Here is a 13,068-nt window from a genome sequence, read left to right as displayed (position 1 = left end):
GTGACCAAGCCGCTCCGCCACGGTCGCCCCTCGCCCATGTCGGCCTGCCGGCGTCGGCCATGAGCGGAGAGGACGGCGACGGCCGTGGCGCGGAGAGTCTCGCCCTCGACCCTCTCGATTCCGGCGGCTCCGAGGCCGGCTTTCTCGCCGTCGACTCCGGCGGCTCCGGGCTGCGGGCCGTCGTAGGCCTGCCCGGGCGGGCGCCGTCGGTGCCGTGCGAGTCCCGGGAGCCGGTGCGTACGGGTGCGAAGGGTATCGATCCCGGGCATCTGCTGGAGCAACTGCTGCCCATGGCACGGGCATTGATCGGTGAGAACGGGCTGGAGGGGGTGACGACGGTCGTCGTCGGTGCCGCCGGGCTGGCCAGTCTCGGTGACGCTCTGCGGGCCGAACTGCCGGGCGCGCTGGCCCGCGAGCTCGGCGTGCGGACCGTCGCGTTGGCCGCCGACGCCGTGACGGCGTACGTCGGCGCCCTGGGCCCGCGCCCGGGCGCGGTGGTCGCCGCCGGTACGGGGCTGATCGCGATCGGCACCGATCTGACCGGGTGGCGGCGGGCGGACGGCTGGGGGCATCTGCTGGGCGACTGCGGCGGCGGCGCCTGGATCGGCCGGGCGGGCCTCGAGGCGGCACTGCGCGCCTTCGACGGGCGGGACGGCGGCTCGGCCGCGCTACGGGCCTGCGCCGAGGAGCGGTTCGGGCCGCTGGCCGGACTGCCCGGGCAGCTCTATCCGCGCGCCGACCGGCCCGCCGTACTGGCCTCCTTCGCCCCGCAGGTCGCGGACTGCGCCGCACACGACCCGGTCGCGGCCGCGATCCTGCGCGCGGCGGCCCGGCACATGGCCGAGTCGGCCGCCGCCGTCTGCCCGACGGCCGGTGAGCCCAGAGTCGCCCTCACCGGTGGCCTCCTGCAGCTGGGCGACCCGCTTGTCGTACCGCTGGCCGAGGAGTTGACGAGTCTGCTGCCGCAGGCGCGGCAGGTTCCGGCAGAGGGCGATCCGCTGCACGGAGCGGTACGCGTCGCAAGTGATCTGATCACCGGACGGCTCACTCTTCCGGGTGACACAAAGCTGCTCTGCGTGGCGCGCACAAAAGGTGATTGATCCGACTAGGGCATGAAGTGTTCGACAGGTGGCGGGATCACCCCCGAATCATGCGCAACTCATCAGACAAAACCGGACGGACACCGCTCACCTGCACCCTCCCCGAACAGGGGAGCCCAATAAGCCAGTAACATGCGTCGCCATGAGCTCCCCCACTGGGCCCGCGTCCGGCCTGCCAGTACGAATGCCGCGACCTCGCCAGCCCGGGCGGCACCGCCGACCCGAGCCGCTGGTGGCTCCCGACGACGCGCCCGCGCTCGTCCTCGCGGTGCCGGGGAGGCCCAGCGCGGCCACGCGCGGCCTCGCCGAGGAGGTCGTGAGCATCGCCCGCTCCGAGCTGCCCGGCCTGGACGCCCGGATCGGGTACCTGGACGGGGACGACGCGGAGTTCCCCACCCTCCAGTCCGTGCTCACCGGTGCCGCGGAGGGGCGCGCCGCCCGCTACGAGCAGGCCGTCGCCGCCGGTGTCGAGGGCGTCAAGGCGCCCGACGGCCCGGTCGCGGTCGTCGTACCGCTGCTGGCCGGTCCGGACAGCGCACTGCTGCGCCAGGTCCGCCAGGCCGTCATGGAGAGCCGGGTCGCCGCCGATCTGACCGATGTCCTCGGCCCGCACCCGCTGCTCGCCGAGGCGCTGCACGTGCGCCTCTCGGAGGCCGGCCTGGCCCGCGCCGACCGCGCCCGCCTGTTCACCGTGGCGACGGCCGCCGACGGCATCGTACTCGCCTCCGTGGGCGGCGAGGAGGCCGTGCAGGCCGCCGGAATCACCGGCATGCTGCTCGCCGCGCGCCTGGCCGTGCCGGTGATGGCCGCGGCGCTGGACCAGGAGGGTTCGATCGCCTCCGTGGCGGAGCAGCTGCGGGGCTCGGGGTCGCAGCAGCTGGCACTGGCGCCGTATCTGATCGGTCCCGAGATCGACGGTGGACTGCTGGCAGCGGCCGCCGAGGAGGCGGGGTGCGCCACCGCGGAGCCGCTGGGGGCGTATCCGGCGATCGGCAAGCTGGCGCTGGCCAAGTACACGACGTCGCTGGGGATCGCTCCGCAGCAGGCACAGGGTGCGCCGGTGCGCTGAGGTCGGCGTGTGTGTCCTGACGGGTCCTTTCCTGGAAGGGGCCCGTCGCCGCACGCGGCCTCAGTCGAAAACGATGCAGGACGCTGCCGGGACCTCCACCGAGCCGTCGTAACGCGGTACGCCCGCCTCCTGGTCGATGGCGAACCACGTGATGTCGCCGGAGCGTTCGTTCGCCGAGTACAGGAAGCCGTCGGACTCCATGAGCGCCCGCGGCCAGTGGCCTCCGCACGGGACCGTCGCCGTGAGATGCAGTTGGTCCTCGTCGACCGCGAATGTCGTCAGGATGTCCTCGCCCCGGGTCGCCGTCCAGACGAAGCGGCCGTCGGGCGACACGACGATGCCCGACGGGTAGGCGTCGCCGGCCGGGGCGCCGGGCAGTACCGGGGTCTCGGCCAGTGGCTTCAGGGCGCCGGTGCCGGCGTCCCAGCGGCAGACGGTGACGGTGGGGGTGAGTTCGTTGACCACGTAGGCGTACCGGCCGCCGGGGTGGAAGGCCAGGTGGCGTGGGCCGGAGCCGGGACGCAGGGCGAACTCGCGGTGGACGGCGGGGGTGCCGTCTTTCAGGGTGCAGACCCGGACCGAGTCGGTGCCGAGGTCGACGCTGACCGCCCAGCGGCCGCTGGGGTCCGGCTGTACCTGGTGGGCGTGCGGGCCGCGCTGGCGGCGCTCGTGCGGGCCCGAACCGCTGTGCCGGAGCACCCCGGAGGCGGCGCCGGCGAGGGTGCCGTCGGGGCGGACGGGGACGGCGCTGACGCTGCCGGAGCCGTAGTTGGCGGTCAGGACGTGACCGTCGAAGACGCTGAGGTGGGTGGGGCCGCTGGCGTCTACCGGGACCGGCGGTCCGGCGAGCCGTGGCTTGTCGTCGTGGACGTGGTACGCGGCCACGGCACCGTCGGCGGTCTCGCTGACCGCGTACAGGGTGTTCCCGCCGCGCGCGAGCGCGAGATACGACGGGTCGGGGACGCCGTCGACGCTCTCCAGGAGGGCCAGGGCGCCGCTGTGCGGATGGACCGCCGCCGTGACGACGCCGGGCCCGCCCGCCGCCGTGAACGACCCGATGAACGCCCTCCGCCGCCTGCCGCCGTCTGTCACCGGTGTCCCCTCTCGATACGAGCCGGTACGAGTCAGTACGAGCCGGTCCGGGGCCGACGGTAGCAGTTTGCGGTCTAGACCAAGACGTCCGGGGCGGCGCGTCAGGCCGCCCGCGCGCAGCAGGCGCGATGATTCAGCGACAGGGCCCAGGGGCGGCGCAGCTTGCCGTCCGGCCCGGCCAGGACCGCTCCGCCGGTCACGGCCGGTCCTCCGGCTCTGGCTGGCCGGCTGAGCCACACGACGGAGCTTCGCACCCGACATCGTCATCAGCGTGGACACCTGGCGGGCGTCGGTCGCTGAGGCCGCCTGCGACGAATGCCTCAGCCGGGAGGCCTTCCGGTCGGGCCTCTCCCGGATCACGATCCTCCGCCGCCGCCCCGGCTTCCGGGCCGCGTTCGCCGACTTCCGTACCGAAAAGCTCTCAGGCGCCGACCAGGGGTGAGCCCGAGGGTGCGCGCAGGGGCTCGGCGAGTTCGGCCAGGGCGCGCTCCAGGCCGTGCAGATGGGCCAGGGCGGCCTCGGTGGGCGGTTCGGTGGGGCCGGTGATGCGTGCGGAGCCCCGGGTGAGCGCCTCCACGGCCGCCTCCACGCGCCAGCAGGCGGCGGCCAGCCGGGCGTCGTGAGAGGCCTCGGGGTCGGCGGCGACGGCGACCAGGCCGCGGACCTCCCGCGCGCAGTCGTCGAGCAGGGCGAGGACCCGTCGGGCGCGGCGCTTCCGGCCGCGCATCGGGGTGAGCGGATGGACGAGGGGTGCGACCGAGAGCCGTACCCGGCCGAGCAGCTGCTCCAGTTCGGCCACCCGGGGTGCCGGGTCGGCGGTGGCGGACCCGGCGAGCCGGGCGGCGGCCTCGGCCGTGCAGGCGTGGACACAGCGCAGGGCGCGCTGGATCCAGGCGTCGGTGGTGAGGTGGGTGGTGACCGGCAGTACGAACAGCACGGCGAGTCCGGCGCCGAGGGCGCCCACTCCGGTCTCGGTGAGCCGCAGCGCCAGGAGGCCGGGGGTGAGGACGCCGAGGAGGCCGTAGAGGAGTTCCGCCAGGAGGGTCACCCAGAGCATCATCCAGGTGTAGGAGACGGCGGCCGAGTAGAAGATGCCGAAGACGGCCGCCGACACCAGGACGGCGGTGGGGACGGGGGCGCCGTGCACGGGAACGGCGACGAGCAGGCCGAGCGCGATGCCGATGACCGTGCCGAGGACCCTCCGGAAGCCCCTCACCAGGGTCTCGCCGCGCGAGGCGGTGTTGACGAAGATCCACCAGGTGGCGCCGACCGCCCAGTACCAGCGCTGACCCGACACCGCCTGACCGACGACCAGCGCGAAACCCGCGCCCGCGGTCGCCTGGACCGCCTGCCGGGTGGTCACCCGGGCCAGGCCGGTGCCGGCGGGCGGGGCGGGTACCGGCGCCGGGGGGAGGTGACGCTCGTAGCACCACAGGCCGAAGCGCACGGTGGCCGCGCTGAGCACGGACAGCAGCACGGCGGCGTACAGCTCGGGCAGCTGTCGGGGCGTGGCGTGCAGGAACTGGGCCACGAAGTAGGTCATGAACGCGAACACGCCGAGGCTGTGACCGCGCGGCCCCCAGCGGCGCGCGTACACGCCCGCGCCGACCACGGCGAGGAAGACCAGGTCCCGTGCGACGGGCGCATCGTGCAGCCCGGCCGCGGCGGCCAGCACCGGCAGGCCCACGGCGGGCAGCAGCGCGGTGGTGACGGCCTGCCCGCGCACGGTGGCGTCGGCGACCGTGAACAGGGCGAGCAGCGCGGCGAGCCCCCCGGCGACGGCGCCCGTGACGGAGTGTCCGGCCAGCCCGCAGAGCACGACGGCGAGGCCGATGCCCAGCACGGCCCGTGCGGCGAAGCGCAGCCGCACCCGCCCCGGGTCCGGAGCCGTGAACGCCCTCTTCAGCACTGCTTCCCCTCTCACGGACGGCACAGAAATGGCGCCGCGGGGTCCGCAGCGCCATCGACACCACACATAAGAGCATCGCCGGCGCGACTGGCTCAAGTGTTTCCGATTTCACTGGGCCATTGGGCTACTCTCGGCCCAGACCTCACCCCGCTTGGAACGCCAATGGCCCTGCTCGGCATGTGAATGGCCATGAGCCGTTGGTACAGTCGTACGCCATGACCGTGGACGAGCTCGACACCCGCATTCTGCGGCTGCTCCTTGAGCAGCCGCGCACCAGCGTGCGCGAGTACGCCCGGATCCTCGGTATCGCCCGGGGCACCCTGCAGGCCCGCCTGGACCGGCTGGAGCGGGACGGCGTGATCATCGGCGGCGGCCCCTCCCTCTCCCCCGCCGCACTCGGCCACCCGGTGCTGGCCTTTGTGCACATCGAGGTCACCCAGGGCCATCTGGACGACGTGGGGGAGGCGCTGGCCGCCGTGCCGGAGATCGTGGAGGCGTTCTCGATCACGGGCGGTGGTGATCTGCTGACCCGGGTGGTGGCGCGGGACAACGCCCACCTGGAGGACGTGATCCAGAAGCTGATCAGCCTGCCAGGCGTGGTCCGCACCCGCACGGAGGTGGCCCTGCGCGAGCGCGTTCCGCACCGGCTGCTGCCGCTGGTGGAATCCATCGGCCGGGCGGCACGCGCGTAACGGCATCCTGGTCCCATGAGCGATCTCAGCGGCCTCTCGGTCATCTTCGATCTCGACGGAACCCTCGTGGACAGCGAGCCGAACTACTACGAGGCGACCCGGCAGACCCTGACCGCGCACGGCGTTGCGGACTTCACCTGGGCGCAGCACGAGAGTTTCGTCGGCATCAGCACACTGGAGACAGTGACCCTGCTGCGGGACCGGCACGGACTGCGGCCTCCGGTGGCGGAGTTGCTCGCGGAGACGAACCGGCGCTATCTGGAACTGGCCCGGACCCGCACGCGCGCCTACCCGGAGATGCGGAAGTTCGTCGAGCTGCTGGCGGCCGAGGACGTCCCCCTGGCGGTGGCCTCCGGCTCCTCCCCCGAGGCGATCGAGGCGATCCTGGCCGGCACCGGCCTGGACGTGAGGCTGCGCACGGTCGTCTCGGCCGACGAGGTGCCGCACGGCAAGCCGGCACCGGACGTCTTCCTGGAAGCGGCCCGTCGGCTCGGGGCCGCCCCCGCCGACTGTGTCGTCCTGGAGGACGCGGCCCCGGGCGCGGCCGCGGCGCACGCCGCCGGGATGCGCTGCATCGCGATCCCGTACGTGGCCGCGCAGGCCCACGCCCCCGAGTTCACCACGGCCGGCCTGCTGCTGCGCGGCGGCCAGGCGGAGTTCACGGCACGCGCGGCGTACGACTGGCTCACCACGGGCTGAACCCCCTTACCCGTCAGTGCCGTTGACGCTCCCGCGACCCTTCTCTGCTTTCTGGACGAAGGTGGTCGTACGCGCGCTGACATCGCGTGGACGGGTTCGTACGGTCGCTGGTATCCACGCTGTCACCCGGAAGGGTCAGGGCGGCCAGCCGTTCGCTCCGCCGGTCGTGCGATGTCCGTGATGGCTGCATAGCGTGGCCGCATGACCACGACCTGGGCAAAGCCACAGCGACCGGCCACCGAGGACCGGCGGTGGCGGGCGCTCGGGGTGTGTCTGGCGGCCGGCTTCATCTCGCTGCTCGACACCTCGATCGTGAACGTGGCACTGCCCTCGATCGAGCACGGGCTGGGCGCGACGGAGGCCGCCCAGTCGTGGGTGGTCTCCGGCTATGCCCTGACCTTCGGGCTGGTGCTTGTCCCGGCCGGCCGGCTCGGCGACATGCGCGGGCGGCGCCAGGCCTTCCTGTTCGGCCTGGCCGTGTTCACGGTGGCGTCGGCGGCCTGCGGGCTCGCCGCAAGCCCCGACTGGCTGGTGGTGTGCCGGCTGATCCAGGGCACGGCGGCGGGCATGGTGGCCCCGCAGACCTCGGGACTGATCCAGCAGATGTTCCAGGGCGCCGAGCGGGCCAAGGCCTTCGGTCTGCTCGGCAGTGTCATCGGGGTCTCGACGGCGGTGGGCCCGCTCGCGGGCGGTCTGATCATCGACGCGGTCGGCACCGGCGACGGCTGGCGCTGGGTGTTCTTCGTCAACCTGCCCATCGGCGTTGCCGCGTTCTTCGCGGGGCTGCGGCTGCTGCCCCGGTTCCCCGGATCGCCGGGCCGGCGGGAGGAGTTCGACCCCGTCGGGGTGATGCTCCTCGGAGCCGGTGTGCTCGCACTGATGCTGCCGCTGGTGCAGGAGCAGCAGTGGACAGGGCGGCTGAAGTGGGCGCTGCTGCCGGTCGGCGGAGTGCTGCTGGGCCTGTTCTGGACATGGGAGCGGCGGCAGGGGCGGCTCGGACGGGCGCCCCTGGTCGACCTGAACCTGTTCTCGCTGCGGTCCTTCACCCTCGGCGCGCTGATCAGCCTGACCTACTTCGCGGGCTTCACCACGGTCTTCTTCGTCCTCGCCCTGTTCCTGCAGAACGCGGCCGGATACAGCGCGCTGGCCTCCGGTCTCACGGTGCTGCCGTTCGCGGCCGCCTCGGCGGTCGGTGCCGCCCTCGGGGGCCGGCTGGTGGTGCGCCACGGGCGCAAGCTGATCGTCATCGGCCTCAGTGGGGTGGCGCTGGGGCTGCTCGGGATCGCCGCGGTGGTGCGGCTGGTGCCCTTGGAGAGCGTGGGGTGGGCCGCGGCGGTGCCGATGATCGTCGGCGGGATCGGCTCCGGTCTCACGGTCTCCCCCAACACGACACTCACGCTCACCCGCGTCCCGGTGAAGCGGGCCGGCGCGGCCGGCGGGGTGCTTCAGACCGGCCAGCGCGTCGGCTCGGCGGCCGGGATCGCCGTGGTGGGCTCGGTGTACTTCGCCCACCTCGCGAACCGCGGCCCGGCCACCGAGGCGCTCCAGCTGGGCCTGCTCACGTCCGTCGGGCTCATCCTGGTGGCGCTGTGTCTTGCGGTCGCCGATCTGCGCGAGCGGTCGAAGGAGCCGGAGGACGTCTGAGCCCCGGCTGCCCCCCGGACCCGGCTCAGGGCCTGCCAGGCCTGGCCCGGGATCTGCTGGGCGGCCACCGCTTCCATCTCCGACAGCACGGTCGACGTCGGCACGACCGTCGACAGCTTCAGACCCGCGGACTCGAACATCACGGCGGACTCCGGCTCGGTGCGTGGCGCCGGGCGGGCGGAACCCAGCCGTGGACGCGGTGGTTCCGCCGGGCAACGCACCCCATCAGGCCAAGGCGCTCGACCAGCTGCTGATGGCGGCCCTGGTGGGCCGGGAACCAGTCGTGCAGGATCCGGGGAGGCGATCGGGGCGCGCGGAAGCGGACCGGGAGCGGGCGGGCATGGGGCCCGGCCTCGGCGTGTGCCTTGCGGCCTTGCGGCTTCCGGGTTACAGCACGTCGCTTACGACTCGTGGCTTACGACCGGCGGCGGGGCTTTCCGCGTTTCGCGGGCTTGGCGGACTGGGTGCGCTTGGCTCCGCCGGCCCGGCCCTGTGCGCCACGGCCTGCCGCGGTCGCCTTCTGCGGCCGTTTGGGCTGCGACTGCGAGGCCCGCGACTCCTGGGGCGTCTGTTCGGGCTGGCGGCCGCGTGTGCTGTTGACCGTGCGGCCGCGGACGATGCCGATGAAGTCCTCGACCAGGTCCGTGGTGGCTTCCTCGGGCCAGGACAGGGCCACGGTCGACTGAGGGGCGTCGGTGAGCGGCCGGTAGGTGAGGTCCCGGCGGTGGTGGAGACGGGCCAGCGACTGCGGGACGACCAGGAGGCCGACGCCGGCGGCGACCAGTTCGACGGCGTCCTCGGTGGTGGCCGGGCGCTCGAAGGCGGGCTCGCCGGGCGGTGCTTCCCAGCCGAAGACGTCGTCCAGAGGGTGGAAGACGACCTCGTCGGCGAGGTCGGCGACGGTGATCTCCTCGGCCGCCGTGATCACGTGGTCCTTGGGTACGACGACCACCGTGGCCTCGGTGTAGAGGGGGATCGCGCTGAAGAACGTACGGTCCACCGGGAGCCGCACGAAACCGGCGTCCGCGTCACCCGCGCGCAGCATGTCGGACGCCTCGGCGGCCGTGACCTGGTGGAGGCTGAGCGGGATGTCGGGCAGGCGCTCGTTCCAGATCCGTACCCATTTGGCGGGCGTCACGCCGGGGACGTACGCGAGCCGGAACGACGGTGTTTCCTCCGAGCCTGTCACCAGGCCAGGTTAACCGGCCCGGGGCGGCGGCCCCGCATCGGCCGTGGTCGGCGCTTTCGTACCCGGCCGATACCCTTGACCTCATGAGTTCGCACCAGACCACCCAGACGATGAAGCCCGCGACCGCGGCCAAGAAGCTGGGTGTGTACCTGCCCGCCACGCCCGCCGCCTTCCAGGAGGGTGTCGTCTCACGCGCCGAGCTGACCGAGCTCCAGGCCGACCCGCCCGAGTGGCTGCGGGAGCTGCGGGCCAACGGGCCGCACCCGCGTCCGGTGGTCGCGGAGAAGCTGGGCGTGTCCATCGCGGGGCTGGCGCGCGGCGGGGTGACGGAGCCGCTCACCACCGAGCAGATCGAGGAACTCAAGCGCGAGCGGCCCGAGTGGCTGGAGAAGGAGCGCGCCACGCAGGCCGAGGTCCGCAAGGAGGGCGCGCGCCTGAAGAACCTGCAGCGGGAGAAGGAGGCGGGGCAGGGCTGAGGTCCTCGCCCGTGTGACTTTCCCACGGCCCCGGTCCAGGCGCATCCGCCCGCGGACCGGGGCCGTTCCCGTACCTCGCCGTACGCCTCTCAGTCACTCCAGCTACCCCGGTGAACTGCGCTTTTCGCCCGTCGTTGAGGACCGCGAAGGGCGTTGTCAGTGGTCTCCCTGCGGCCGATATCCTTGACGAGTTGCTCGCCGCGGCGGAACGCTCACGCGACACCTTCGGCCGGTTGCTTCCGGCGGACACGGGCCGGTTCGCCGGGGCCTGGCTGACCGCGGCGCGCTACGCGGACGAGGTGGACCGTGCGCTGTGCGCCGCGGCCCGGGACGGGTGACCGGGCCGACGACCGGATGCGGGCCGCCACTCCCCCGTGCCGGCGGCCCTCATCACCGGAGTCGTCGGACCCGATCTCGGTGCCCGGTTGAAGCATGCGACAGCGGGCTGTCGTGTGGGTATGCGTATAACTGCGTACGGGCAGGGGCAGAGAGGAACACGTGTCACACCGGCTGGACAGGGCCTACGAACGCCTCACCGGGCTGGCCGTGGCCGCGTTGCACGAGCGCGAGCCCGAACGGCTGTGGCCACTGCTCGCCGACGCGCTGGCCGACCTGTGCGGCGGGGAGACGCTGATCTACAAGCTGGACGACTGGAACGAGGGCGAGGGCACACTCGGTATGTCGGCCACTGCCGCCGCCGAGTTGGGCCGGCTCGGCGACGAGGCGCTGAGCGTGCTGCGCTCGGGCTACCCGTTCGCCCACCACTACGCGACCGGCCTCGACCGTGCCCCCGTCACGGCCCGTCAGCTCGCGGGGGAGGTCTGGAAGGCGAGCAAGACCGCGCAGGTCCTCGGCCATTCCCTGGACCTGGACCAGGTCCTGGCGCTCCCGCTGCCCGGGACGGTCGCGCCGATCACGGGCTGTCTGGTCTACCGCTCCGGCGCGGACTTCACCGAAGACCACCTACGGACCGCCGAGCGCGCCCAGCCGCTGCTGGCCGCCGTGGAACAGCAGCGCCAACTGCTGGAACAGTGGCGCAGGTTGGCCGCGACCGCCGGTGAGCCGGAGGAACTCGCGGCGGACTGCGCGCTGACGCCCCGTGAACTCACCGTCCTGCTCCTGCTCACCGACGCCCTGACGGCGGACGCGATCGGCCGGCGTCTGGGCATCTCGGCCCGCACGGTGCACAAACACGTCGAGAACATCTACCGCAAACTCGGCACCCGCGACCGTCTCAGCACGGTCCTGCACGCCCAGCGCCTGGGCCTGGTACCCGCACCCGACCGGTCGGCGGGCAGAAGGCGTCCGCCCGGCCATGGACGTTCGCCGGGCCGCGTGCAGCTACAGGGCAGCAGGCCGCCACCGGAGGATCACGACGGCCGGTGGCCGGAGGATCACAAAGGCCGGTAGTCCGAGAGCAGCGGCCGGTACGGGTGGCGGGTCTCGGCGTCCCAGCCCTCCGCGTAGGAGATGTCCACCGTGGTCATGTTCCCCACCCATCCGCCGTGATCCGTCCGTGCGACCGCTGTGGAAAAACCGTACCGACCGCCACTGACAACACGCGGTTCGAGGGGCTCCGGGGGCCGGGAAATTGCGTGGACGACGGCGCCGGCCGCCCGGCAGAGTGGCCGACCATGACGAGCAGTGAACTGTGGAGCCGCGCCGAGGCCGACCGCTACGACGCCGAGGAGACCGAGATGACCTCGGCCGCCGTGCTCGGGCCGACCGTCGACTTCCTCGCCGAACTCGCCGGAGACGGCAGGGCGTTGGAGTTCGCCATCGGAACCGGCCGGGTCGGTGTCCCGCTCCGGGAGCGCGGGGTGCCCGTGGTGGGCATCGAGCTCTCCGAGCACATGGCGGCCGTTCTGCGCCGCAAGGTCGACGCCGGGACGCTGCCGGTGGTGATCGGGGACATGGCGGCGACCACCGTGCCCGGTGAGTTCTCCCTTGTCTATCTCGTCTACAACACGATCTCGAACCTGCTCACGCAGGACGAGCAGGTCGAGTGCTTCCGCAACGCGTCCCGGCATCTGGCGCCCGGCGGCCGGTTCGTGATCGAGCTGGGCCTGCCACCGCTGCGGCTGCTGCCGCCCGGCCAGGTCGCGGTGCCGTTCGACATCTCCGCGGGGCACATCGGTTTCGACACCTTCGACCTGGTCGGGCAGATCCTCGTCTCGCACCACCTCACCCGCGACGGCGAGGACGGCCGCTACCGCCGCGGCGACTCCCGGCACCGGTACGCGTGGCCTGCCGAGCTGGATCTGATGGCCAGGATCGCGGGGCTCGAACTGGAGCGGAGGATCGCTGACTGGGACGGTTCCCCGTTCGCGCAGGACTCGACGAAACACATCTCCGTCTGGCGCAGGCCGGCGTAGCGGATCCCGGCTCTCGACCCGACAGCGGAAGGGACCGGTGACGACTGACCGCGGAGCCGGGTGGCGGCCCGGTGCAAGTGCCCACCGCCGGATGGCCGTTCGGCAGCGGTTCGCTGTTCTGGCTGATCGAGGTCGGCGGCACGGATCTCGCCTCCGGACCCGGAGGCCCAGGCGCGGACAGCCCGTCACACGGTGACTCGGGGCTGGAAGGGCTCAGTGTGCGCGCCTTCACGACAGGCCGACGAGAGCCGGGTTCCCCTTGTACGGGTCGAGTGAGACGCCGTCCTGATCCGGCCCTGGCCTGCCCATTCCGGACGGCCGGGGTCAGGCGCCCGCAAGGAAGGAGAGGCGCACCTTTCGTTCTGGATTGTCCTTGTTCGTGTCGACCATGCACACCGACTGCCAGGTGCCCAGGCCCAGGTGGCCGTCGATCACCGGAAGGGTGGCGTGCGGGGGCACCAGCGCCGGGAGGACGTGGTCGCGGCCGTGGCCTGGGCTGCCGTGCCGGTGCTGCCAGCGGTCGTCGGCGGGGAGCAGGGTGTGCAGGGTGGCCAGCAGGTCGTCGTCGCTGCCGGCGCCGGTCTCGATGACGGCGATCCCGGCCGTCGCGTGCGGCGTGAAGATGTTCAGCAGGCCGTCACGGCCGGCCGCGGCCTCGCGCAGGAAGGCCTCGCAGTCGGCGGTCAGGTCGACGACCCGCTCGCGGGTCCCGGTGGCGACTTGGAGCACTCGTGTGGTGAAGGCATCCGACATGCCCCCATCCTCGCCCATCCGCCGGGCCACCGGGCCGCGGGTGCGGGCGACCGGGCCGGGAAGATCCCCG

General features: G+C 72.9%; 13 protein-coding genes and 1 pseudogene. 10 read left to right on the top strand and 4 right to left on the bottom strand.

What is annotated here, in order from left to right:
- Positions 1-59: 59 nt before the first annotated feature.
- A complete protein-coding gene (locus ACZ7OO_RS24680; RefSeq protein ID WP_471507683.1) occupies positions 60-1,100 on the top strand; it encodes an N-acetylglucosamine kinase in 1,041 nt (346 codons plus the stop codon).
- 142 nt (positions 1,101-1,242) lie between these two features.
- Positions 1,243-2,169: a sirohydrochlorin chelatase gene (locus ACZ7OO_RS24675; protein WP_471507681.1), complete on the top strand. Its 927-nt coding sequence runs from the start codon at positions 1,243-1,245 to the stop codon at positions 2,167-2,169.
- A gap of 60 nt (positions 2,170-2,229) precedes the next feature.
- Here the strand turns inward: ACZ7OO_RS24675 and ACZ7OO_RS24670 are convergent, their stop codons facing one another.
- A complete protein-coding gene (locus tag ACZ7OO_RS24670) occupies positions 2,230-3,261 on the bottom strand; it encodes a lactonase family protein (RefSeq protein WP_471507679.1) in 1,032 nt (343 codons plus the stop codon).
- 259 nt (positions 3,262-3,520) lie between these two features.
- On the opposite strand from ACZ7OO_RS24670, the pseudogene ACZ7OO_RS24665 reads away from it, so the two are divergent.
- Positions 3,521-3,685 (top strand): annotated as a pseudogene (locus ACZ7OO_RS24665) (DNA-3-methyladenine glycosylase I); the annotation flags it as partial.
- Here the strand turns inward: ACZ7OO_RS24665 and ACZ7OO_RS24660 are convergent.
- A complete protein-coding gene (locus tag ACZ7OO_RS24660; protein ID WP_471507874.1) occupies positions 3,683-5,170 on the bottom strand; it encodes an FUSC family protein in 1,488 nt (495 codons plus the stop codon). The pseudogene ACZ7OO_RS24665 and the gene ACZ7OO_RS24660 overlap by 3 nt on opposite strands.
- Positions 5,171-5,385: 215 nt before the next feature.
- On the opposite strand from ACZ7OO_RS24660, the gene ACZ7OO_RS24655 reads away from it, so the two are divergent.
- The 3 genes from ACZ7OO_RS24655 to ACZ7OO_RS24645 all read left to right on the top strand — a co-directional run bounded on the left by ACZ7OO_RS24655 (position 5,386) and on the right by ACZ7OO_RS24645 (position 8,205).
- Complete coding sequence (locus tag ACZ7OO_RS24655; RefSeq protein ID WP_471507677.1) at positions 5,386-5,862, top strand: Lrp/AsnC family transcriptional regulator; 477 nt, start codon at positions 5,386-5,388, stop codon at positions 5,860-5,862.
- A 15-nt stretch (positions 5,863-5,877) separates the two neighbouring features.
- Entirely contained in the window at positions 5,878-6,561 is a 684-nt protein-coding gene (locus tag ACZ7OO_RS24650) for an HAD family hydrolase (protein WP_471507675.1), read from the top strand.
- A gap of 201 nt (positions 6,562-6,762) precedes the next feature.
- On the top strand, positions 6,763-8,205 hold the full coding sequence (locus tag ACZ7OO_RS24645; RefSeq protein WP_471507673.1) for an MFS transporter: 1,443 nt from the start codon (positions 6,763-6,765) through the stop codon (positions 8,203-8,205).
- Positions 8,206-8,620: 415 nt separating this feature from the next.
- On the opposite strand, the gene ACZ7OO_RS24640 is transcribed toward ACZ7OO_RS24645, so the two are convergent.
- Positions 8,621-9,394, bottom strand: coding sequence for a LysR family substrate-binding domain-containing protein (locus ACZ7OO_RS24640; RefSeq protein ID WP_471507671.1), 774 nt, complete (start codon positions 9,392-9,394; stop codon positions 8,621-8,623).
- Positions 9,395-9,477: 83 nt separating this feature from the next.
- Here ACZ7OO_RS24640 and ACZ7OO_RS24635 point away from each other — a divergent pair, with 83 nt between their 5' ends.
- The 4 genes from ACZ7OO_RS24635 (at position 9,478) to ACZ7OO_RS24620 (ending at position 12,245) form a co-directional block, all read left to right on the top strand.
- Positions 9,478-9,870, top strand: a complete 393-nt coding sequence (locus ACZ7OO_RS24635) for a DUF5997 family protein (protein WP_471507669.1) — start codon at positions 9,478-9,480, stop codon at positions 9,868-9,870.
- 191 nt (positions 9,871-10,061) lie between these two features.
- Positions 10,062-10,208, top strand: coding sequence for a hypothetical protein (locus tag ACZ7OO_RS24630; RefSeq protein ID WP_471507667.1), 147 nt, complete (start codon positions 10,062-10,064; stop codon positions 10,206-10,208).
- Positions 10,209-10,368: 160 nt separating this feature from the next.
- Positions 10,369-11,280 (top strand): helix-turn-helix transcriptional regulator, encoded by a 912-nt coding sequence (locus ACZ7OO_RS24625; protein WP_471507665.1) that lies wholly within the window; start codon positions 10,369-10,371, stop codon positions 11,278-11,280.
- A 224-nt stretch (positions 11,281-11,504) separates the two neighbouring features.
- Positions 11,505-12,245, top strand: a complete 741-nt coding sequence (locus ACZ7OO_RS24620) for a class I SAM-dependent DNA methyltransferase (protein WP_471507663.1) — start codon at positions 11,505-11,507, stop codon at positions 12,243-12,245.
- A 324-nt stretch (positions 12,246-12,569) separates the two neighbouring features.
- On the opposite strand, the gene ACZ7OO_RS24615 is transcribed toward ACZ7OO_RS24620, so the two are convergent.
- Positions 12,570-12,998, bottom strand: a complete 429-nt coding sequence (locus ACZ7OO_RS24615; RefSeq protein ID WP_471507661.1) for a secondary thiamine-phosphate synthase enzyme YjbQ — start codon at positions 12,996-12,998, stop codon at positions 12,570-12,572.
- Positions 12,999-13,068 lie beyond the last annotated feature (70 nt).

This window comes from Streptomyces sp. NPDC111744, assembly GCF_055634995.1.
The sequence above is the reverse complement of the archived record's forward strand: the minus strand, read 5'-3'. Positions and strand labels throughout refer to the sequence as shown.

Excerpts from the sequence above, each read along its gene's own strand:
- ACZ7OO_RS24620 (WP_471507663.1), top strand. The coding sequence starts at position 11,505 with ATGACGAGCAGTGAACTGTGGAGCCGCGCCGAGGCCGACCGCTACGAC.
- ACZ7OO_RS24615 (WP_471507661.1), bottom strand. The coding sequence starts at position 12,998 with ATGTCGGATGCCTTCACCACACGAGTGCTCCAAGTCGCCACCGGGACC.
- ACZ7OO_RS24680 (WP_471507683.1), top strand. The coding sequence starts at position 60 with ATGAGCGGAGAGGACGGCGACGGCCGTGGCGCGGAGAGTCTCGCCCTC.
- ACZ7OO_RS24675 (WP_471507681.1), top strand. The coding sequence starts at position 1,243 with ATGAGCTCCCCCACTGGGCCCGCGTCCGGCCTGCCAGTACGAATGCCG.
- ACZ7OO_RS24650 (WP_471507675.1), top strand. The coding sequence starts at position 5,878 with ATGAGCGATCTCAGCGGCCTCTCGGTCATCTTCGATCTCGACGGAACC.
- ACZ7OO_RS24645 (WP_471507673.1), top strand. The coding sequence starts at position 6,763 with ATGACCACGACCTGGGCAAAGCCACAGCGACCGGCCACCGAGGACCGG.
- ACZ7OO_RS24655 (WP_471507677.1), top strand. The coding sequence starts at position 5,386 with ATGACCGTGGACGAGCTCGACACCCGCATTCTGCGGCTGCTCCTTGAG.
- ACZ7OO_RS24635 (WP_471507669.1), top strand. The coding sequence starts at position 9,478 with ATGAGTTCGCACCAGACCACCCAGACGATGAAGCCCGCGACCGCGGCC.